This is a genomic window from Mesorhizobium sp. LNJC391B00 (genome assembly GCF_000502535.1).
Lineage (GTDB): Bacteria > Pseudomonadota > Alphaproteobacteria > Rhizobiales > Rhizobiaceae > Mesorhizobium.
The window spans coordinates 21,114-42,993 of record NZ_AYWI01000006.1 but is presented as its reverse complement, the minus strand read 5'-3'; the positions used below and the strand labels follow the sequence as shown (position 1 = coordinate 42,993).

The 21,880-nt window shown below is 61.1% G+C and carries 18 protein-coding genes and 1 riboswitch; of the genes, 7 read left to right on the top strand and 11 right to left on the bottom strand.

What is annotated here, in order from left to right; genetic code table 11:
* Positions 1-260: 260 nt before the first annotated feature.
* The 9 genes from X750_RS1000000167555 to hemA form a co-directional block, all read right to left on the bottom strand.
* Positions 261-629: a bifunctional hydroxymethylpyrimidine kinase/phosphomethylpyrimidine kinase gene (locus X750_RS1000000167555; protein WP_348524477.1), complete on the bottom strand. Its 369-nt coding sequence runs from the start codon at positions 627-629 to the stop codon at positions 261-263.
* The gene (locus X750_RS01000000162985) at positions 553-1,098 is read right to left on the bottom strand and encodes a bifunctional hydroxymethylpyrimidine kinase/phosphomethylpyrimidine kinase (protein WP_348524472.1); all 546 of its coding nucleotides are present in this window, start codon (positions 1,096-1,098) and stop codon (positions 553-555) included. Before X750_RS01000000162985 ends, X750_RS1000000167555 begins: the two co-directional genes overlap by 77 nt.
* A complete protein-coding gene (locus X750_RS149260; protein ID WP_023747633.1) occupies positions 1,089-1,694 on the bottom strand; it encodes a thiamine phosphate synthase in 606 nt (201 codons plus the stop codon). The genes X750_RS01000000162985 and X750_RS149260 overlap by 10 nt, the downstream gene beginning before the upstream one ends.
* Complete coding sequence (locus X750_RS149265; protein WP_023740397.1) at positions 1,691-2,464, bottom strand: thiazole synthase; 774 nt, start codon at positions 2,462-2,464, stop codon at positions 1,691-1,693. The genes X750_RS149260 and X750_RS149265 overlap by 4 nt, the downstream gene beginning before the upstream one ends.
* A gap of 3 nt (positions 2,465-2,467) precedes the next feature.
* Positions 2,468-2,665 (bottom strand): sulfur carrier protein ThiS, encoded by a 198-nt coding sequence (gene thiS, locus X750_RS149270; protein ID WP_023685606.1) that lies wholly within the window; start codon positions 2,663-2,665, stop codon positions 2,468-2,470.
* Positions 2,634-3,635: a glycine oxidase ThiO gene (gene thiO / locus X750_RS149275; protein ID WP_023747632.1), complete on the bottom strand. Its 1,002-nt coding sequence runs from the start codon at positions 3,633-3,635 to the stop codon at positions 2,634-2,636. Before thiO ends, thiS begins: the two co-directional genes overlap by 32 nt.
* Positions 3,632-5,467 (bottom strand): phosphomethylpyrimidine synthase ThiC, encoded by a 1,836-nt coding sequence (thiC, locus tag X750_RS149280; RefSeq protein WP_023747631.1) that lies wholly within the window; start codon positions 5,465-5,467, stop codon positions 3,632-3,634. Before thiC ends, thiO begins: the two co-directional genes overlap by 4 nt.
* A 103-nt stretch (positions 5,468-5,570) precedes the next feature.
* A riboswitch (TPP riboswitch) is annotated at positions 5,571-5,687 on the bottom strand.
* A gap of 223 nt (positions 5,688-5,910) precedes the next feature.
* Entirely contained in the window at positions 5,911-7,215 is a 1,305-nt protein-coding gene (locus X750_RS149285) for an acetyl-CoA carboxylase biotin carboxylase subunit family protein (RefSeq protein WP_023747630.1), read from the bottom strand.
* A gap of 569 nt (positions 7,216-7,784) precedes the next feature.
* Complete coding sequence (hemA, locus tag X750_RS149290) at positions 7,785-8,996, bottom strand: 5-aminolevulinate synthase (RefSeq protein ID WP_023747629.1); 1,212 nt, start codon at positions 8,994-8,996, stop codon at positions 7,785-7,787.
* Positions 8,997-9,845: 849 nt separating this feature from the next.
* Here hemA and X750_RS149295 point away from each other — a divergent pair.
* Positions 9,846-10,514 (top strand): FCD domain-containing protein, encoded by a 669-nt coding sequence (locus tag X750_RS149295; RefSeq protein WP_032904552.1) that lies wholly within the window; start codon positions 9,846-9,848, stop codon positions 10,512-10,514.
* 11 nt (positions 10,515-10,525) lie between these two features.
* Here X750_RS149295 and X750_RS149300 read toward each other — a convergent pair whose 3' ends face one another.
* Positions 10,526-11,278 (bottom strand): SDR family oxidoreductase, encoded by a 753-nt coding sequence (locus tag X750_RS149300; protein WP_023747627.1) that lies wholly within the window; start codon positions 11,276-11,278, stop codon positions 10,526-10,528.
* Positions 11,279-12,624: 1,346 nt separating this feature from the next.
* On the opposite strand from X750_RS149300, the gene torT reads away from it, so the two are divergent.
* The 6 genes from torT (at position 12,625) to X750_RS149335 (ending at position 21,126) form a co-directional block, all read left to right on the top strand.
* Positions 12,625-13,695 (top strand): TMAO reductase system periplasmic protein TorT, encoded by a 1,071-nt coding sequence (gene torT / locus X750_RS149310; protein ID WP_245271850.1) that lies wholly within the window; start codon positions 12,625-12,627, stop codon positions 13,693-13,695.
* A 74-nt stretch (positions 13,696-13,769) separates the two neighbouring features.
* Positions 13,770-15,272: a sugar ABC transporter ATP-binding protein gene (locus tag X750_RS149315; RefSeq protein WP_031242925.1), complete on the top strand. Its 1,503-nt coding sequence runs from the start codon at positions 13,770-13,772 to the stop codon at positions 15,270-15,272.
* A complete protein-coding gene (locus tag X750_RS149320) occupies positions 15,269-16,243 on the top strand; it encodes an ABC transporter permease (protein WP_023685593.1) in 975 nt (324 codons plus the stop codon). Before X750_RS149315 ends, X750_RS149320 begins: the two co-directional genes overlap by 4 nt.
* Positions 16,236-17,225 (top strand): ABC transporter permease, encoded by a 990-nt coding sequence (locus X750_RS149325; RefSeq protein ID WP_031204409.1) that lies wholly within the window; start codon positions 16,236-16,238, stop codon positions 17,223-17,225. The genes X750_RS149320 and X750_RS149325 overlap by 8 nt, the downstream gene beginning before the upstream one ends.
* Positions 17,226-17,241: 16 nt before the next feature.
* The gene (locus X750_RS149330) at positions 17,242-19,302 is read left to right on the top strand and encodes a hydantoinase/oxoprolinase family protein (protein WP_023747623.1); all 2,061 of its coding nucleotides are present in this window, start codon (positions 17,242-17,244) and stop codon (positions 19,300-19,302) included.
* A 63-nt stretch (positions 19,303-19,365) separates the two neighbouring features.
* Positions 19,366-21,126 carry a hydantoinase B/oxoprolinase family protein gene (locus X750_RS149335; RefSeq protein ID WP_023747622.1) on the top strand — a complete coding sequence of 587 codons (1,761 nt, stop codon included), beginning with the start codon at positions 19,366-19,368 and terminating at the stop codon, positions 21,124-21,126.
* 44 nt (positions 21,127-21,170) lie between these two features.
* Here the strand turns inward: X750_RS149335 and X750_RS149340 are convergent, their stop codons facing one another.
* A complete protein-coding gene (locus X750_RS149340; protein ID WP_023707096.1) occupies positions 21,171-21,845 on the bottom strand; it encodes a GntR family transcriptional regulator in 675 nt (224 codons plus the stop codon).
* Positions 21,846-21,880 lie beyond the last annotated feature (35 nt).

Sequence of the window (21,880 nt, the reverse complement as noted above, 5' to 3'; positions counted from 1 at the left end):
GCGCCGGAGGCGGCGGTCCTGCTGCCATGGGCGGCCTAAACTTCCAGGCAGCTGCTACAGCAATTGCACTGGTGGCCTGCGCTACCGGGCGGTCCCTGGATTGGTGGGCGGCACAGTCCACAATACCCATTGATGTCTGGTCCGAAACCGGAGGAGCGGGCGGCGACATACGCCTCCCGTCACGCGCTGTGAAAAAAGGGCAGGAGGGCTACGGCTTCCATTTCAGCGTCAGCCGCTGAACGCTTGAGCCGGCTCTACGGCTATTCGGCTGGGGTTTTCCGAAGCTTTTCTAACACAAAGAGCTTGCCCTGGCGCACGGCGTACTCGATTGATTGCGCCTTCGGCAGATGTGCCGCAATCGAGCTGGCCAGCATGCAGCCCGTCCCGCGCATCGATGCGGCAAGACGCGGCGTGTCAAAGCGGACTGGTTCGTGATCGGGGCGCAACAGAATATCGATCGATCGGGGTCCCGCCGCGTGGCCGCCCTTGATCAGCAGGGCCTGCATCCCGGCCACCAGCAATTCCTGGCCTTGCCACACCGCGCCGTCTTCATCAACCGCTGGCTCTAAGCCAACAAGAAGCGCCAGCTCGATGAGATTGGGTNCCTTGCCACACCGCGCCGTCTTCATCAACCGCTGGCTCTAAGCCAACAAGAAGCGCCAGCTCGATGAGATTGGGTGTGACGAGGCGGCAAAGGGGCATCAGGTCGCGTTTCATTGCGGCGATGGCCCTTGCGTCCAGAAGCGCCCGGCCTGACGTCGAGGCCAGCACCGGGTCGAGTACTGCCGGCACCTGTGGATTTTCGCGGAGCACAGCCGCGACGGCTACGACGATCTCGGCCGTTGCAAGCATGCCGATCTTGATTGCCGCCACCTTGTTGGCCCGCAGCGCGGCGCGCATTTGATTGGCCACAAGATCGGGCTGCGAAGGATGGATTTTCATCACGGCTTCGTGCGTCTGCACCGTCAGCGCTGTGACAGCCAGGCAGGTGCGGACGCCAATGGAAGAGATCGTCTCAATATCGCGTGCAATTCCAGCCCCACCGCTGGAGTCAGATCCGCCGACCACGAGCACATGCGGTTCTCGCCTCAGCGCCATGGCTTTGTCTTTTCGATCCATTCTCGCGTGCGCGCTTCGGGATCGGCATTCAACGTGATGTCGGTGACCACCGCCGCAGTGTCCGCACCAGCCGCGAAAACACCGTCGAGCCGATCGGGGTTGAGGCCGCCAATGGCGACCAATGGGATCGGCGCCACCCGATGCTTCCACTCGCTGATCCGCTCGAGCCCTTGCGGCGCCCATTTCATCTGCTTCAGGACGGTGGGATAGATGGGGCCGAGCGCGACATAGTCGGGCTCGGCAGCGATGGCCATTTCCAGTTCTAGATGATCGTGCGTGGAAAGCCCGAGCTTCAATCCGGCGTACTTAATCGCCAGCAGGTCGGCCGCAGCCAAATCCTCTTGGCCGAGATGGACGAAGTCGCAGCCTTCCTCGATTGCCGTGCGCCAATAGTCGTTGACGATCAGTTGGCAACCATGGACCGCGCAGACGTCGTTCGCGCGGCGGATTTCCGACCGCAGCGTGGTCTCGTCCCTATCCTTGATGCGCAACTGAACCAGCTTGACGCCGAGCGGGACCAGCCGCTCGACCCAGTCAGCGCTGTCGACGATCAGGTAGAAGGGATCGAGCTTCATGAAAAAACGGCCCTGCCGATGGTCGGCGTCGATGGCACGGCGACGTCGCGCGGTTCAAGCATACCCGAGCTGAAAGCTTCACGACCGGCCTCGACCGCCTTGCCGAACGCACGCGCCATGCCGACCGGATCGGTCGCCTTGGCGACCGCGGTGTTCAGGAGTACGGCGTCAAAGCCGAGCTCCATGACGGTTGCCGCGTGCGATGGCCGTCCGAGCCCCGCATCCACGATCAGCGGAACATCAGGGAAATGTCCGCGCATCGAGCGCAGCGCCGTGATGTTGATCGGTCCGAGAGCGGAACCGATCGGCGCGCACCACGGCATCAACACCTTGCAGCCCGCCGCAAGCAGCCGCTCGGCAACGACAAGGTCGTCGGTGGTATAGGGGAAGACCGCAAACCCGTCCTCGCACAGGATGCGGGCGGCTTCGACCAGACCGAACACATCCGGCTGCAGCGTGTCGTGGTTGCCGATCACTTCGAGCTTGACCCAGTTCGTACCGAAGACTTCGCGCGCCATTTGTGCGGTCGTGACCGCTTCCTTGACGGAGTGGCAGCCAGCAGTGTTGGGCAGGATTCTGACACCAAGCGAGCGGATCAACGACCAGAATTCTTCGCCAGCCCTGCCGCCTGCCATTTCACGGCGCAACGAGACGGTCACCACCGCCGTGCCCGATGCCCTGACTGCATAGGCAAGGATGGCCGGCGAAGGATATTGAGCCGTGCCAAGAAGCAGGCGGGAGGGAAGCTCGGCTCCATAAAGCTCGATCATGGCCTAGCCGCCCTGCATGGGCGAGAGGATTTCGATCCGGTCGCCGTCGTTCAATTGGAATTCCGCCCGGTTGGCTTTGTGCACGAGGTCGTTGTTGACGGCGGTCGCGAGCCAATCGCCCTCATAGTCAAGTGCGGCAAGCAGCTCGGCCAGCGTGGTGGCGGCAACCTCATGCGCTTCGCCGTTGACCATCAGTTTCATGAGCAAGCTCCTTGGTTCTGTCTTGACTGAAAACCAGGTCGGCAGCCTGGCGCGCCATGGCGGGAGCCAGGAGAAAACCGTGACGATAGAGCCCGTTGATCGCGATGATTTCACCCTTGGTTTCGACGCGCGGCAAATTGTCGGGAAAGGCTGGGCGGACGCCGACACCGGTTTCAACGATCTCGGCCTCGCCAAGGGCCGGGTGGAGGGCATAGGCGGTACCCAGCAGTTCCATCATCGAACGCGCCGTAACCGGTCCGACGGACTGGCTTTCAATCATCGTCGCACCAACCATGAAACGGTGGTCGGTGCGCGGCACTGCATAGAGTGGAAAGCGCGGATGCAGCAGCCTGACGGGGCGCGACAGCGAGATATCAGGGGTGCGCAGGGTGAGCATTTCGCCGCGAACGCCGCGCAGCCAGTCATTTTGCGCCGCCATTCCCGTACAGTCGATCTGACGATCGAAACCAAAAACATGCCGGGCGTCGGCGCCGAAGTGGAATTCAACACCCATGGCCGCGAGCTTGTCATGAAGTGCTGCCATCGCCTGGCGCGGATCAAGATGGCCCTCAGCGGGGAAGAGCAATCCGCGGCGGAAGCGGCCGGCTAGGTCGGGCTCCAGCAAGGCAATTTCATCTTCCTCGACGCGCCGATAGCCCGTCGTGCGGCTGGCGAACCGGTCGAGCTCGCCCGCATCGCGCGGCGCGGCCAAGACCAGAGTTCCCCGTCGTGCTACCAAGCCGGGCGTTGCGGCGTCCCACCAGTCGGCGGCGTCGCGTCCGAGATCCAGCACCGGCTGCTCGGCGCTTTCACGCTCGCACCATGGCGCCAACATGCCACCGGCGAACCACGACGCATTGCCGCCAAGGGCAGGCCTTGTCTCGGCAACGGTAACCACCGCGCCGCGTGCGGCGAACTCGAAGGCGGCGGTGAGGCCGGCAACGCCGGCCCCTTTGACCAAGACCTTCATGATGGCTCACGTGGCTGAGGTATGAGCGGTGCGCCGGTCTCGTCCGCCGGCAGGTAGAGATCGCCGCCCTCGCGGTACTTCGCCGCCATCGCCGCCATGCCCTCTTTCTGTGCCTCGGCGCGGATGTCGTGAGAGATACGCATGGAGCAGAATTTCGGCCCGCACATCGAGCAGAAATGCGCCACCTTGTGCGCCTCCTTGGGCAAGGTCTGGTCGTGGAAGGACCGCGCGGTTTCCGGGTCGAGCGACAGGTTGAACTGGTCCTCCCAGCGGAACTCGAAGCGCGCGCGCGAAAGCGCATCATCCCTGACTTTCGCTGCCGGATGGCCCTTCGCCAGGTCGGCGGCGTGGGCGGCTATCTTGTAGGTGATCACGCCGATCTTGACGTCGCTGCGATCGGGAAGGCCGAGATGCTCCTTGGGCGTGACGTAGCAGAGCATGGCGGTGCCGAACCAGCCGATCATCGCGGCGCCGATGCCTGAGGTGATGTGGTCGTAGCCCGGCGCGATGTCGGTCGTCAGCGGTCCGAGCGTATAGAACGGCGCCTCGTCGCAGACGGCGAGTTGCTTGTCCATGTTCGCCTTGATTTTGTGCATCGGCACGTGGCCAGGCCCCTCGATCATCACTTGGCAATCCTTCGCCCAGGCGATCTGCGTCAGCTCGCCGAGCGTTTCCAGCTCGGCGAACTGCGCCGCGTCGTTGGCATCGGCGATCGAGCCTGGACGAAGGCCGTCGCCGAGCGAGAAGGAGACGTCGTAGGCTCTGGCGATCTCGCAGATCTCGGCGAAGTGCTCGTAGAGGAAGCTTTCCCGGTGATGGTGCAGGCACCATTTGGCCATGATTGAGCCGCCGCGCGAGACGATACCCGTCACCCGGTCGACGGTCAGCGGGATGTAATGCAGCCGCACGCCGGCGTGGATGGTGAAATAGTCGACGCCTTGCTCGGCCTGTTCGATCAGCGTGTCGCGGTAGACCTCCCAGGTCAGATCCTCGGCAATGCCGCCGACCTTTTCGAGCGCCTGGTAGAGCGGCACCGTGCCGATCGGCACCGGCGCGTTGCGCACGATCCAGTCGCGGATGTTGTGGATGTTGCGGCCGGTCGACAGGTCCATCACCGTATCGGCGCCCCAGCGGATCGCCCACACCATCTTTTCGACCTCTTCCGCCATCGACGATGTGACGGCGGAGTTGCCGATATTGGCGTTGATCTTGACCAGGAAATTGCGGCCGATGATCATTGGCTCGCTCTCGGGATGGTTGATGTTGGCGGGAATGATCGCCCGTCCGCGCGCCACCTCGTCACGCACGAATTCGGGCGTGACGAAATCGGGCAGCGTCGCGCCGAAAGCCTCGCCGTCGCGCTCAAGCTTGCCGCGCAGGATCTCGCGACCAAGGTTCTCGCGAATGGCAACGAACTCCATTTCGGGTGTGATGATGCCGGCGCGCGCATAGGCAAGCTGCGTCACCGCCTTGCCTGCTTTGGCCCTGAGCGGTCGGTGGCGGATGGGAAATTCCGGCGTCAGGCGTTCGCCCGTCGCGAATCCGTTGTCCTCCGGCCGGACATGGCGGCCGTCACAGTCCTCGACATCGCCGCGCGCCAAGATCCATTCGTGGCGAAGCCGGGCGAGGCCCTTTTCGATGCTGGTTTCGACAGCCGGATCGGTATAGGGGCCCGACGGATCGTAGACGGTAACGGGCGGCTCGCCGGCTGTCGGATGGACGGAGATTTCGCGCATCGGCACCCTGATCTGTGGGTGGAGAGCGCCCGGCTTGTGGATCTTACGCGAGGCGGGCAGCGGTCCCGTCGAGACGGCGGGGGTGAGGGCATTCATCTTGAGGCTCCTTTGCTCTTGCATTGGAGACCCAGTTCTGTGCCGGAAGGATGAAAAGACGCTTCTGTCGACCTGCCGAAACAGGACCTCGGGCGTAAACTCCCGCAAAGCGCTTGCACCGTCCCTACGCCAGTATGAACTGGATCAGGTTCAACGGGTCACTGCGCCGCGAAAGCCAGCAGTATCTCAGCCCCTTGCCGGGACTCCCCTGGTGAATGCCTCAGGTTGAACGGGCCGGGGTTGTCTTGTCAAGCGCATGTTCGTCCTGCGGCGGCGGTGGGCGGCAATCAAATTGGGCCCAAATTGGGCCGACGGCCTCGCCACGGGTCGCGGAGAAGTTCCGCGGGAGATAGGGCAGGTGTGGCCAAAGCTGCATTTGCCTCGTCAAACTTGATGTGACATTGACGTAGACGGAACTGCTGCGTTTCAAGGATCTTAAGCCGTCAATGCCTGATCGGAACAGAACTGGTGGGCCGCCCGAACGCCCCACAAACATCGTGCTCTCGATCACCTCCTATTGTCGCCGGAAAAGGGGTGATCGACCAATCGATCAAGTCGACCGCTCGCTGAAGGGCGCCCTCGGTTTCAGCACGGCTGGGCGAAGTGGCAATGACATGTCCAATCCAGTCTCGGAAATCCCCCTTCCTGACGATCGGTGTCTTGGGTTCAACATTCAATTTGACCTCGGCCACACCTGATATAGCAGCTGCCTGAGTGTCGCCACCAATCCAGTCCAGGGTGCCATCTTGATCAGGAAGCAGGAATCGCGCGGCCGCAGTATGTGAATGCTTTTTGCGCAGATCCCATTCCTCGCCAATGACAAGCTTGATGTGCTCGGTGACGAGGTCGACACCGTAAGCTAACTGGACCAGTTGAGGGTCGGGCGCGCCACTAAGACGCGGATTGACTTCAATGACAACTGGACCGCGTTTCGTGCACCGGAGTTCAATGTTAGTTGGCCCCCAGCCAAGGCCGAGAGCCCGCAAACAGCTCAGCGAAACATCGGCGATGCGCTCACGCTCCTGATCGGTTAGCAGGGCCGGATATGTCACCTCACGTATGACGAAATGGGGGAGGGGACCAAAGTCATTGGCGCAAATCGCAACGACCTCATTCCCCATAACATTAATGCTATAGAACGGGCCCTGTGCGAATTCTTCGACGAGTATTTTCGGTGTAGACCGCCATATGTGCTTTCCGCCCAATAGATAGGTCGTATGTTCGGCTACGTCTTCGAGGCTGCGGCACAATCGGACACCGATGCTGCCGCTGCCTACTGCCGGCTTAAGAATCACGGGCAGGCCGATCTCTGCAGCCGAGCTTTCTACCTCCGCCGCATTCGTTGCCAACCGATAAGCCGGTATTGGAACGCCGGCCTGCGCGAGGAGTTGGCGTTGCTTGAATTTGTCGCAGCTTCGTTCAATCGATTCAGGGTTCGGTCCCGGTAGATCGAAATGCCGGCAAAGCTTGCCAACTGTCGCATAGATCGATTCATGGTCCCCGGCAAAGCCAGTAATGCCAGCAATGTCGTGGGTAGCACGCAGCCGCGAAGATTCGCGGACCAACGCTTCGAGATTGCCAGTGTCGACACGGATTGCCTCAACGTTTTCCGCCGAAAGATAGTCGTACCGAGGTGGATCAGCCGTCAGAGTAATTGGATGAAGACCAAGACACTGAGCCGCTTGGACGTATAGCTGACCAGTACCCCTATGGCCTTCGACCAATATGAGCGCTCTTCTTCTTACCATTGCTGTTAATCCCGATGTTGCGTGCTGGCGGCGGTCCGAGGGTACCGGCGTCACTTTTATGGCCGTGCCGGACCTCAGACTCGCGGTGCCGTACCATTGTCAACGACTGACGGTTGTAAAAATCTTGTAAATTGATTTGAAGGATCTGTTGCAGCGTTGTTGATTAGGGCGGCGTCGGAGGCTTGCTCCGTTCAAACCAGGTTAGCTGGGGTTGGTGTGTGATCCCGTGGGCCTGGGCGTGACCTACCCCTCGGGTAGGCACGCCAAGCCACATCAAACTCGCAGCACAAGAACATGCGCTCTGGTCATACCGGCTCATGGTGAGCCCTGAATCTGGAACCGGCCCGATGTGTAAGCAGCGAGTCGTCAAACGGCCCCATTCAATCATGGAGTCACATCATTTAAGATCGCGAAAGCTGTCATTGCGGGTTACGGAACTGCTTTCCGTTGACATTCGAAGATGCGATCGGGCGTCAGAACCGGATCGCGGACCGCCGCTTCCACCTCGGCGAGCCCGGCTGATATAATCAGGTCTGAGGCTGCGCGCCCTGTCGTTCCCAGCATTTACATTAGGCAGCCTTGCCAAGATTGTCCCGCTGCAGAACCTGCCTGAGCGCATCGACGAACGTCCGAATATCTGTCGTACTATGGGCAGGCGTAACCGTCACCCTGAACCGCTCGGTTCCCACCGGAACACTCGGCGCCAGAATTGGCTGAACGTATATTCCATGCTGATCTAGAAGCTGGCGGGACGCTTCCTTGCAACGGAATGGATCACCAATAAGCACAGGAATGATGTGGCTTCGGGTCGGCATGACGGGGATGCCCGCCTCTTTCAGCAGTCCGACTAAAAGTTTCGTTTTCCGGTGCAGATCAATTCGTTCTGAATCTGAATCGCGAAGATGGCGCAGCGCTGCCAGCGCACCAGCCGCTAGGGCTGGCGCAAGCGCCGTGGTGAAAATGAAACCGATCGAGAAGCTTCGTATGCTATCAACAATGGAGGCAGGTCCGGTCACATAACCCCCCATCGAGCCGAACGCCTTACCTAGCGTTCCTTCGATGATGGTTGGACGATCCATGATGCCAAGTTCCGCGGCAATGCCGGCGCCTTTCGGACCGTACATTCCCGATGCATGAACTTCATCCAGAAACGTCATTGCGCCAAATTCGTCCGCCATGTCACAGATATCTTTGATCGGTGAAATGTCACCGTCCATTGAATATACCGATTCAAAAACAATGATCTTGGGTCTTGCAGGATTTACACTGCGCAGAAGCTCCCGCAAATGCGCAACGTCGTTATGCCGGAAGACGCGCTTTTCGGCCCGGCTGTTGCGGCATCCACTAATAATTGAAGCGTGGTTGTGCTCGTCAGAAAAAATAATTGTGTCCGGCATCAAAGATGCCAATGTACTCAATGATGAATCGTTTGAGCTGAAGCCGGAAACAAAAATCAATCCTGCTTCCTTATTGTGGAAACCTGCAAGCTCCCGCTCGAGCAACACGTGATAATGGTTGGTGCCACCAATGTTGCGGGATCCTCCCGATCCTGCGCCGTTGGCATCGATGGCGCGCTTCATTGCCGATAGCACTTTGGGGTGCTGCCCCATACCGAGATAATCATTAGTGCACCAAATGGTTATCTCTTTTCGGCCGTCGGGCCTATTGAGCCAGGCCTTTGGGAAGTTGCCAGACTGACGCTCCAGATCGGCAAATTCACGATACCCGCCACGGCCTTTGAGTTGCTCGATTCTTCCGGCGAAATACTGCACATAATCCAAATCAATCTCCTGTTGGGAAGCCGTTTTTCGGCGCGCTCAGTGCTGCTTCACAGCGCACCTGCGCCGGCCCATCGCGTCGCATCCCTCGACAAGCACCAGCAAGATTGGATTTCGACTACGCGCTTGATCTTGCGGGGGTTTCGGCCGCTCCAGCTAATTCGGGTAACGCGCCCCAAAGTGCAAGTGAAGAGAATGTTAAATCTATTTGTTACTGAAATGTTTGAAATTGCATAGTGTCGCAAGGGATTTCATAATTCTGGCCAGTCGTCGTTCGATTCCTGTCGCGGCCTTGTCAGAGCTGCGCTCGGCGGGCTTTCGGCCCGAGAGCCGCAATGCGCGAGGGCCGCGTCTTGTCGCGCAACAGCCCTTGAAGCCCTTCGGCGGCGAAACGCTCTGCAAACGCCATACGCAGCTTTTGGACTTGCTGGCCTGCCGGATCATCTTGACGGTGCCGACGTCATCGTCGGTCCAGCCGGTTCGGAGTCGCCTCAGAATCGGAAATTTCTGCCCATCAGACTGGAAATTGACATGTAAGCTTCCCGGCTCCTTCAGATGTCATCATCTCTCGCACACCAACTCATGCCACGCAGATGAGATCGCGCCTTTTTCTGTCGTCACATTCCATTGTCAGAATCGGAAAAGAAGGGTCTCCTTGTTTTTATATGAAACAAAATTTCACAAATAATTATGAAAACCGACATGTTTGCTGCAGACAATTAACGTGCACGTACTTGTCTGCCGCTGAGTAACAAAATATAGGCAGCGATTATAACTTATAAACGTAGTGAAACGCGTCAATCGACATTTCCGTACATCTGCAGCAGAGACGAGGGGAGTCCCATGGGCCCTATGAAGATGCAGCCCGAGGAGATGGGCAGCCTGTCCGCGCGGATTTACAGCAAGGTGCGGGATGGCTTGATCATCGGCAATTTCGCGCCGGGCGATCGTCTCCTTATGCAGGATCTTGCCGAGCAGCTCGGAACCAGCATTACGCCGGTGCGCGAAGCCTGTCTGCGGCTCGTCAGCGAGCAGGCGCTCGAGTTGCGCTCCGGCAGGTTCGCCGCGGTGCCAGACCTCAGCCGCGCCCGCTACATTCAGATCAAGCTGATCCGCGTGGCACTTGAAGGGCTTGCGGCAGAACACGCTGCCGACCATTTTGCCCCCGCCGATCTCGAACAGCTTGAGACCTTCCGCGCCTCATTTGTAGAGAGCCATAAGGCCGGTAATATCAAGGAAGCGCGATCCTCCAATCGCGCTTTCCACTTCGGCGTCTACCGCCTGTCGCGTATGCCGATGCTGATCGGACAGATCGAAAGCATGTGGGCCTCGATGGGTCCAATCCTTAACGTTTACGATCGGGAAATTCCGCGCGGGTACACCGGCGCGGAAGAACATGACCATCTCATCGAGGCCTTGAGGGCTGGCGACAGGAAGAGGGCCCGCGAAGCGATCGAGAACGACATCCAGCGAGGCTCACATGGTTTTCTGCGCTATTTCGACGAGCGCGGCTCCGGCTGAGCTGAATTGCCCTAAGCACCATCGATCTGCGCGACGCGCGGTGTGCGCAGGCCGGCTGTTTCCCCGCCGTCTACAGTCACGACCGTGCCGTTGACATAGCTCGATTGATTCGAAAGTAACCAAGCGACCACATCAGCGATCTCTTCAGGGGCACCGAAGCGGTTGGCAGGGATCCGCAGTTCGAGCTGCTTCTTGCGCAGTGCATCGCTTATGATGTTGCCCATCATGCGTGTTTCGATCTGGCCGGGGCAGACAGCGTTGAAGCGGATCTCCTCGCCGAACTCCAGCGCGAGTGCCTGCGTCAGCCCGATGACCGCGGCCTTTGAGGCGCAGTAGGCAGCGAGCCCTTCTTCGCCCGTCTTTCCGGCGATGCTGGCCATGTTGACGACTGAACCCCTCCCGAGCCGCAAGCCGTCCAGCGCATGACGGATGAAGAAAAAGACGCTGCGTGCATTAACCGCAAGGATCTCATCCCAATCGTCCTGGGTGGCGGTGGCGAAGGCAATGCGCTTCGACATGCCGGCATTGTTCACGAGCCCCGCGAGCCGGCCGTTGCCAAGTTCAAGCGCACGGTCGACGACACGGCGGCAATCGTCTTCACGGATGATGTCACCGGCAACGAACGTGACACCGTGATTGGCGCGTTCGAGCGCCGCGCCCGCTTCTGCATCTCGGCCGGTCGCCACCACTCTGGAACCGGCAGACGCAAGTTTCTCCACGCAGGCCCGCCCAATCCCGTGCGTGGCGCCTGTTACGATGATCATTCCAATTCACTCCATTGCGTATTTGGCAACCGCACAGTTTGGGGGGCTCGCTTTTGGGCCAATCCCCGCCCCATCAAATCATGACGAACAACGTTGTCGTCACCTAGGATCAGTGGATCAAGTTGTGACGCAGGTTAAAGCCGGTGGACTGGCCCAAGCGCCGGGCCGTCGGCCCAACGGCTAGATTGGCGATACTGCGCATGTGGCCATGTCTTTCCTCGCGTGATGGGGTGTTCCCTAGAAGCGGAGCAATATGCGGGTGTGACGACCGATAAGGCGGACCGGCTATTCCGATAGGGACATCCATACTGTCGCATGACCGACTCGTCACCCCCGCAAGGCCAGTAATGCCAGAAGTGCTGCACAATACGCCAAGAACGCACACCGACCAATCAGTGTTTCGACTGTTCGCCGCACACGGGATCGGCCTCTCAGCTGGCAAAACCATGTCGCAATGGCTGGACGTGCATCGCGATTTACGAGCCTGGTGACGCGGGACTTGCGCCGGCACGCCATCAAGGGAACCGGCCGCGACGGCTTGCCGGCGGGGGCTGTGCTGCCCTGCCCCTGCTCAGCAGCACCACCCACTAAGCATCGGGAACCCGCGTTCCATTTAGAAGCCTCCACGTTGCGGGCCTTTGCCCGGCTGCCGGGAGAATGAAGTCGCAAGACAACACCCGCAATCCGGGCGCCGACCTCTAGGAACAACTCAGGCTGGCAAGCGCCAGACGAGAGAAGTTGGAAAGCGGCACGGTCGTGCGCGGGAACCGTCATTTCAACAATCATCCGACCGCAGCGTGTTATGGCACGCTGCGGTGCGGTTCAGCGCGGCTGTTGCAGCACGCGAATGCACTGGGCACATCTCCTCCCTAAAGACCCTATGACGATTTGGTCGATAGCGAAGTGCGGCTGCTGACCAATGGCTCTGTATTCGAAGGCCACGCTGACCGCTTTGACTTATTCGCCGGCGCTTGATGTCAGGCAACTCGATCGACAAGCCGCATACCGGTCGGTCGCGAGGAAGCCCACATCGCCGAGGCCAGTTGCATGGCTGCTGTCTCCGACCTCGCCTTTCGTCAAATGGATTGTGATCCCGGTCGAGGCAGCGAAACCGCGATTGAAGACACCTTCCCGGCTGAGCACCGGCTAATGAAAACCCTATTGACTTATAACTTATAAGTAGTACGGTAGCACTGTGAAAATGAACAACGGCGCGGATGGCCCTGAAGGCGAACTCGCCTAGACGGTACTACGATCCGCCAGCAAGCCTCTGCTCCCAAGGCAGACCGCGGAGCCGGCGAAATCGCCGGCTCCGGACCCGGGAACACACGAAAATGGGGAATCACATGACCAAGAATCACGCTTTCCGATCCATGCTCGCGGCGGCTTTCGTCACCGGCGTGGCCGTCCTGCCCAACGCCGCCCAGGCCAAGGATTGGTGGCCCTTCAAGATCAACTCGGCCAAGGGCGGCGATCTGAAAAAAGTCGAGGCACTCGACTATGTGCCGCTGGAAAAGGCCGAGAAGCCTTGGAACCTGTGCGTCTTGTTTCCGCACCTCAAGGACAGCTATTGGGTCTCGGTCGACTACGGTATCGTTGAGGAAGCAAAGCGCCTGGGTGTCAAAGTGACGGTCCTGCAGGCTGGCGGCTATGACGCGCTGCCCAAGCAGCTGTCGCAATATGACGATTGCGTCGCATCCGGTGCCCAGGGCATCCTCGTCGCCGCCATCTCGGAAGCCGGCCTGGCGGCCAAGCTGAAGGAGGGCGACGCCAAGGGTCTTGTCCAGATCGCCGTCGCCAATCCCATCCTGGAAACTCCGATCACCGCGCGCATCACGCCCGATACCTACCAGAAGGGTTTTCAGGAGGGTGAGTACCTCAAGAAGTATCTCGGCGACAAAAAGACGACCGCAATCGGCCTGCCGGGTCCGCAGGGATCGGGTTGGGCGGAGAGCTATATGGCGGGCTTTCGCGACAGCATCAAAACCGGCAACATCAAGCTCGCGGCCGAGCTCTATGGTGAGCCCGGCGTTCCGCAAAGCCTGCGCCTCGTCGAGGACGCCCTGCAGACCTATCCCGATCTCAATGTCATCTGGGGCGGGGCTGCTGCGGCGGAAGCGGCCGTCAGCGCCGTCGCCGACGCTGGCCGCGACGATGTCGTGATCATGTCGTCTTACGAGAACCAGACGATGCTGAAGCTGGTCAAGGAAGGCAAGGTGCTTGGCTTTGCCGCCGAGTATCCGGTGATGATGGGCCGCATCAGCGTCGACCTCGCGGTGCGCGCCTTGGAAAAGAAGGACTATGAGAAGGTTCTGCTGGTCGCGCCGGGTATCGTGACCAAGGACAACGTCGACAAAATCGACCCGACGCAGATTTTCGCGCCCGATGGGTGGAAGCCTGAATTTTCGGTACAATAGTCGCATCTTCGATGGGCGGTAGACCTCGGCCTTGGCCTGCCGCCCGTTTTGCTTCGAGTTCGGTGGTGTCAGCGATGCTTGAACTTACGGGTATGACGAAGCGTTTCGGGGGGGTGGTGGCGCTTGACGGCGTCGATTTCACGCTGCTGAGCGGTGAGGTCCATGCCCTTCTCGGCGAAAACGGCGCCGGAAAGTCGACGCTCATCAATCTGATAGCGGGAACCTACGGCTGGACCGAAGGCTCTTGCCGTATCGACGGCCAAACCGTTTCCGCGCTGACCCCACAGAAATCCCGCGATGCCGGGGTGGCGGCTGTGTTCCAGGAATTCAGTCTTGTCCCCGACCTCACGGTCGAGGAGAACCTGTTTCTTGGACGCGAGATCAAGGGAAGGCTTTTCCTAAATCGGCGCGCGATGCGTGCCCGCGCGGAAGAACGCTTCCGCGACGTTGGCTTTCACGTCGAGCTGGACAGCAAGATCGAAACGCTGACCCGGGCGCAAAAGCAGATGGTCGAGATTGCCAAGGGCATGCTTTCGGATGCCAAGATACTCATCCTCGACGAACCGACCGCGTCGCTTACCGACGGTGAAGCGGAAAAACTGTTCGCCGCAATCGCGGGCCTCAAGGCGCGGGGCGTCGGCATCATCTATGTGTCGCATCGCATGGCCGAGATCCGTCGGCTCGCGGACCGTGTCACGGTCTTGCGAGGAGGGCGCAAGATCGACACAGTGGCCATCGCCGCGGCATCGGACGCGACCCTGATCGAGATGATGGTCGGCCAGCCGGTCGAACGACTTTATCCATCAATTAGCCAGCGCCCCGCCGAAATCGTGCTGGCGACCAGGGGGGTCAGTGTCTCCGGCACCCTATCCGATGCCTCCATCGTGGTCAGAGCTGGCGAAATCGTCGGCCTGGCGGGCCTGGTTGGCTGCGGTCGTAGCGAACTTTGCCGAGCCGTATTCGGCCTGGAGCGTGTGACGTCCGGTGAGATCGAACTCCATGGCGAGGTGGTCAGAGCGCCAGTGCCGCACAGCATGTTGCGTGCTGGACTTTGTTACTACCCGGCCGATCGCGGCGCCGAGGGACTGGCGCTTGGCCGGCCAGGCCGCGAGAATGTGACCATGGCCGCGCTCGACGACCCGAGACTGTCCCAGGCCGGACTGCTCAAGTTCTGGCGCGAGCGCCGGGCAATAGCCGCGCCGTTGAAGACACTGGGTCTACGACCGATGGCGCCGGAACGCGCGGCGTCGTCGTTTTCGGGAGGAAACCAGCAGAAACTCGTGCTGGCGCGCGGTCTGATGCGTCCTGTCTCGGTCCATATTTTCGATGAACCGACGGTCGGCATCGACGTCGGCGCTAAAAGCGAGGTCTACAGGCTTATGAAAAGCCTGGTCGAGAATGGCGCGGCTATTCTGCTGTCATCGTCCGAACTGCCAGAGCTCGTTCACCTGGCCAACCGCGTCTATGTCATGCGCGAAGGGCGCATAGTCGCCGAACTCAAAGCCGACGGCATCACCGAGGCCACTGTGCTGCGTCACTATTTCGACGCCGAAACCGGCGCCACGGAGGCAGCATGAGCCCTGACACGCTGCGGCGCCGTTTTCTGGAAACCGGCGGGATCGTCATCCTGCTTCTGGTCGCGGTTGCGGCCGCGGCCGCGATCATCGAACCGCGTTTTCTGAACCGCCTGAACATCCTCAACGTCCTGCGCAATTTCTCCTTCCTGGCGGTTCCGGCGATCGGCCAGATGATCGTCATGACCACGGGCGGTTTTGATCTGTCGGTCGGTGCCACCATGGCGTTGGCCTCAGTGGTCACAGCCGCGGCGATGGCCGCGATGCCCGACGCGCATGGGCTCCAGCTGCTGATGCCGGTAGCGCTGGCCTTGGCCTGCGGCGCCTGTGTTGGCCTGGTAAACGGCACGCTGGTGGCGCGCCTTTCCCTATCACCTTTCATGGTGACATTGGCATCGTTGTCGATCGTCGCGGGACTTACGCTCTATTACACGCAGGGTATCCCGATCTATGGCGTTTCCGACGCCTTCGTCTATGCCATCGGGCGAGGGCAGGTGCTTGGCCTGCCGCCGGCCTTGCTGCTGGCGATCGTGGTGATCGCCATCGCCATCATTCTGCAGCGTCGGACCGCGCTCGGGCGCCACTTCTACGCCGTCGGCGGCAACGTCGGCGCCGCCCGACTGTCGGGAGTGCGCACACACCGTGTGTTGATTACCGCGTATGTGCTCTCCGGTCTCCTGGCCGCACTCACCGGCGTGCTGATCACCGCCCGTATCGGTTCCGGCCAGTCGACGATCGGCGGGACGCTCGGACTGGAGACGATCGCAGCGGCGGTGATCGGCGGCGTTTCATTGCGCGGCGGCTCAGGCCGCGCCGAGAACGTCGCCATGGCGGCGCTGTGCCTGGCGATCATCGCCAATGCGATGAACCTCACGCAGATCGACAGCAAATTCCAGACGCTGGTGCTGGGTTCGGTGCTCATCGGCGCACTGGCTTTCGACCGAATTGTTCAGGGGAGGCGGGCCAATGTCTGATCGTCCAGACATGGCGGCTCCGGTTGTTCTTGACCGCGCTCGCCCGGACATCCGCCAGTTCGCGTCGCAGGCCAAGCTGCCGGGGCTCGTATTCCTGGCCCTGCTGGGTCTCGGTCTGCTCGACCCGCGCATTGTTTCAAGCGGCAATCTCTGGAACATCGCGATCCAGACGAGTTATCTCGCACTGTTTGCCATGGCGCAGACCATGGTGCTGCTGACGCGCGGCTTCGACCTGTCGCTTGGCTTTACCGTCTCGCTCGTCAGCGTCATATCGGCGATGGTGATGACCGGAAGCGGCGATATGCCCATCCTGTGGGGGATCGCCGCTGGCCTTGGCGTCGGGCTGCTGATCGGCGGGCTGAACGGCGTCCTCATCGCCGGTATCGGCATCAATCCACTGGTGACGACGCTTGGCATGGCCAACATTGTCATGGCACTGGCGTCAACCGTCAGCGGCGGCTTTCCCGTGCCGGGCGTTCCCGAAGCCTTCACGGACGCCTTGGCGGAGGGACGGCTGATCGGCATTCCGGTGCCCATCCTGTTCGCCGCGCTGTGTTTCGCACTGCTGTTCCTGGTCCTGCGCTTCACCGTGTTCGGGCGCGGCCTGTATCTCATCGGCGCCAACCCTCGCGCGGCGAAGGCGGCGGGCGTTCGCACCGGACGCGTCGTTGCGATCGACTACGTGGTCTGCTCGCTGCTGGCCGCGATTGGCGCCATGCTGCTCACCGCGCGGACCGGATCGGGCGAGCCCAATCTCGGCGGCAACCTGACCCTGGAATCGATAGCGGCGGCGGTGGTCGGTGGCGTGCGCCTCACCGGCGGAGAGGGAGGCGTCACCGCGGCTCTGCTCGGTGCCCTGTTCATCACGGTCATTTCCAACGCCATGAACCTCATGCAGGTCGACGGCTATCTGCAGCAGGTTCTTTTGGGCCTCATCATTCTGGCCAGCCTGATACTGGGCCGCGATTACAAGAAACGCTAACAGCTTCGGACCTTAAATGGCTTATCAAGTCTGCATCGACATCGGCGGAACCTTCACCGATTGCCTGATTTCCGAGCCCGGTGGGAAAATCTCGATCTTCAAATCGCCCACCACGCCCGGCGAATTCGAGAAGGGATTCATCAACGTGCTGCACGTGGCGGCGGCCGGATACGGGCTCGATCCCGCGACGTTCATGACCAAGATCGACTTGATCGTACACGGCTCGACCGTCTCGACCAACGCGCTGGTCGAGCGCAAGACCGTCAAGGTCGGATTGATCCTCAACGAAGGACATCAGGACATCCTCGTCCTGCGCGAGGGGCCGCGCAAGGGCGCCTTCCAGTGGCGGCTCGACTATCCCGAGCCCTATGTCCCGCGCCACCTGACGAAGACGGCGCGGGGCCGCGTCGATGCGCGCGGGCGGGAGCTCACGCCTCTGTCGAGATCCGATGTCGAGGCGGCGATAGCCGACTTCCGGCGCTATGGGGTCGAAGCGATAGCGGTCGGTCTGCTTTGGTCGGTCGTCAATCCCATCCATGAAACAACGGTGCGCGATATCATCGCGCAGGCATGGCCGGAGATCCCAGTCACGCTTAGCCATGAAGTCAATCCGATGTCGCGCGAGTACAAGCGCATCATCGCGGCCGCTATCGACGCGTCGATCAATCCGATCGTGCGCACCTACATCGAGGACTTGCGGCAAGCACTTTCGCAGGCGGGTTTCCAGGGCGAGCTGCTGCTCGCCAACTGCGTCGGTGGAATGATGCCTCCCGCCGAGATGCTGCGGCGGCCAATCTACAGCGTCATGTCGGGGCCGACGCTGGCGCCGATGGCCGCGCTGGCGCTGAGCGACGAAGCCAACGTCATCGTCGGTGACATGGGCGGCACCACCTTCGACGTCTCGGCTTTGCGTGACCACCAGATCATCGTCACCCCGGACAGCATGATCCACGACGACTCGCTGGGGATCGCGAAAGTCGATGTGAGATCGGTTGGCGCCGGCGGCGGGTCGATTGCCTGGGTCGACGATGGCGGCCTGCTTCGTGTCGGGCCGCAAAGCGCTGGCGCGCGGCCGGGGCCAGCATGCTACGGAGCGGGCGGCACCGCGCCGACGGTCACCGACGCCAATGTCGTGCTCGGCATCATTGACCCGGATTATTTTCTCGGCGGCCGGATCAAGATCAGCCGCGATCTGGCCGAGAAAGCGGTCGCGAGCATCGCGACGCGGCTCGGCATCCCGCTGCTCGACGCGGCTTACGCCATCCAGACCACCAGCAACCACAACATGGTCGGGGCCATCGAGGAAATCACCATTCGCGAGGGCATAAACCCACGCGACAGTTTCTTTGTCTGCGGCGGCGGCGCGACCGCCATCCACATCGCCGAGATGGCCGACATATTGGGCTTGAAACGCTACATGATCCCGCGCTTCATGGCTGGGTTGAGCGCGTTCGGCGGGTTGATCTCTGATATCACGCGCGAGGAAAGCGCGGTTTTCCTAACCTCGACCCGGCGCTTCGACGCCGCCGGCGTCTCCGACATCCTGGCGCGGTTGAAGGTGTCGGGCGAAGCATTCCTCGAACAGGCCGGTGTTGAGCCCGAGCTGCGGCGTTTCGAGTTCTCCTTTCTTGGTCGCTACGAATACCAGTCCTGGGAGATCGAGGTCCATTTCGAGGCCGATGAGGCACGTCTCGACGCGGAAAAACTCCCAATTCTCGTCGAAGCGTTCCATCAGATGCACGAACGCATTTATTCAATCAGATCCGACCGCGACGTCGTCGAATTCACCAACTGGAAGCTGCGCGCGGTGGGCAAGCGGGCCAATCAGGATGCCTGGAAAGACTTCAGGCTGGCCGACCAGGCGACAGCGCCGGTCGCCAAGACCCATCGGCCAGCTTATTTGCACGAAACCCGGCGGACGAGCTCTCTGCCCGTCTACGACATGGACCAGCTGGGCGCGGGGGCGGCGCTTGACGGCCCCTGCCTGGTTGAGGCGACGACGTTCACCGCCTTCCTCAAGGACAAGCATCGCGGGCGCGTCGACCCGCAGGGCAACATTGTCGTGACTGTCGATTGACACCAACCTTCCCGAGCAAGGCACCGTAAAATGAATTCACCTGTCATTCGCCTGGAGACACCAATGCGCCGCGTCGATCCGTTCCTGATGTCGGTTCTCAAAAGCCGGTTCGAGGCGGTCGTGCGGGAAATGACGCTGGTCGTGATGCGGGCCAGCCGCTCAGCGGTGATCAAGAACGCCCGCGACCTGAGCTGTGCGATCCTGACCTATGATCACCGCCTCGTTTCCACCGAGGACGCGCTGCCGATCCACGTCATGTCGATGGATCTGGCGACCCGTCCGATAACGGAGTTGTTCGACGATATCGCCGACGGCGACATCTTCCTCAACAACTGCCCATACACTGGCGGCACCCATCATGCCGACCTGATCATGGCGATGCCGATCTTTTTCGATGGCAAGCCGCTGTTCTGGGCCGTGGCGCTTTCCCATCACGCCGATACTGGCGCGCCGACGCCTTCGACCTATCTGCCATTCGCCAAGAACGTTTATGAGGAAGGCATCCACTTTCCCTGCGTGCGCGTGGTCGAACAGCACAGGGAGAAGCAGGACATCCTGCGCATCGGCATGATGCGCAACCGTGTTCCAGACATCTGGCTGGGCGACGTGCGCGCCCAGATCGGCGCCTGCAGGACCGGTCGACGCCGTCTATTGGAACTGCTTGAAAAATACGGCCGCGACACGCTGCTGGATTTCGTCGAGGACTGGTTCGACTACGGTGCACGTCGCGCCATGGCCGAAATCGCCAAATTGCCGAAGGGCAAGTTCTCCTACGAGGTCCGCCATGACCCGGTCCCCAGCGTGGCGGAGGAGGGCATCCCGGTCCGGATCACCATCGATGTCGACCCTGAAGCCGGCGAGATCACGGTCGATGTGCGTGACAACATGGATAACGTCCCTGGTGGTCTCAACCTTTCGGAAAACACCTGCACGGGCTCTTGCCGGATTGGCGTCTTCAACAATCTCGACGACGGCATCCCGCACAACGAGGGCGCCAAGAGCCGGATCAAGGTGTTGATGCGGGAGGGAAGCGTGGTCGGCAAACCCCGCTACCCCGTAGGCACCTCCGTGGCGACCACCAATGTCAACGACCGCTTGATCATTGCAGGCAATTGCGTGTTCTCGACCATGGGAGAACCCTATGGCCAGGCCGAGAGCGGCTCGCACCTGCCGGCGGGGATCGGCGTGATTTCAGGCAAGGATCCGTTCAAGGACGGGCAGCCCTACGTCAACCAGGTCTTCATTGGCTACGCCGGCGGCGGGGCGCGTCACGGCTATGACGGCTGGTTGACATATTGCGGGCCGGCGAATGGCGGCCTGATCGCGCTGGATTCCGTGGAGGTGGACGAATCCATGTATCCCATCATCATTGAATCGCGCGGCGTGGTGGCGGATACCCAAGGCATTGGCGAGTTCGAGGGTGCTCCCGCGGTGGGCGGTGTCTTCTATCCCGTCGACCACGAGATGACACTGGTCTACTCGGCCGATGGCACAACCTTTCCGCCGCGCGGCGTGCTCGGCGGCGGTGACGCCAAGGCCAGTCATAGTGCCAAGCGCGGCACGGACGGCAAGCTGGTGGAATTGCCCGCGTTCCATGAGGAGGCGTGTCGCGCCGGCGAGCGCATCGAGTTCGTTGCCTGTGGCGGCGGTGGCTACGGCGACCCGACCAAGCGCGATGTCCGCCGTGTCGCGGCCAGCGTTGACCGCGGCTGGCTGACGAGCGAAGCGGCTCGCCAATCCTACAAGGTGGCCCTGGTGCTGGACGCCGAGCAGGGCGTCTGGGTCGTCGACCAGGATGCCACCGCGCGCCTTCGGGCGGCCTGAGCCAGCGCGAAGAGAGGTCGCCAGCAAATGACCGGCGGCTTCGATCACGCCCGCTTGGCGGCCGCGTCCTGCTCGTCGAAATACCGCAACAGGTTCATGCCACCGCGCACGATGTCGCGTTCGATCGCCTTACGCGCCACCTTCTTGTTGCGGGTCCGGAACGCTTCGATCAGCGTCTCGTGCTCCTCCGCGCCGATGTAATCGTTCTCGGCCTGCAGATAATACACGTTAAGGATAGGGCCCATCGAGACCCACAGGCTTTCGATCTGGGCGATCAGCATATCCATCTTGGACAGGCGGTAGACGCCGAAGTGGAATTCACGATTGGCGCGACGGGCGCGGTCAGCATCGCCGGACGTTTCGCCGGCCACGAAATCGCGATGGATCTCGACCAGTTTTGCAATGTCCTTCTCCGAAACATGCTCAACGGCGAGTTCGGCCGCTAGTCCCTCGAGCGCGATGCGAATGAGCCGGACCTGCCAGTAACGCGACCGGGTCAGCTCTGGAACGGTGATGAACCGCCCTGACCGCAGTTCCAGCGCCTGCTCGCTGACGAGCCTGAAACAGGCCTCGCGCACAGGCGTGACGCTGGTGCCCAGCCGTTGCGCCAGATCCTGCATCAACAGTCTTTCGCCGGGCCGGAAATTGCCGGCGATCAGGGCTTCGCGCAGCGAGATATAAGTTCTCGCCGACAGACTGCCTTGCTCGATTGGCTGCATCGTGCTCATGGTCCACCGCTGCAATCTTGGCCGCA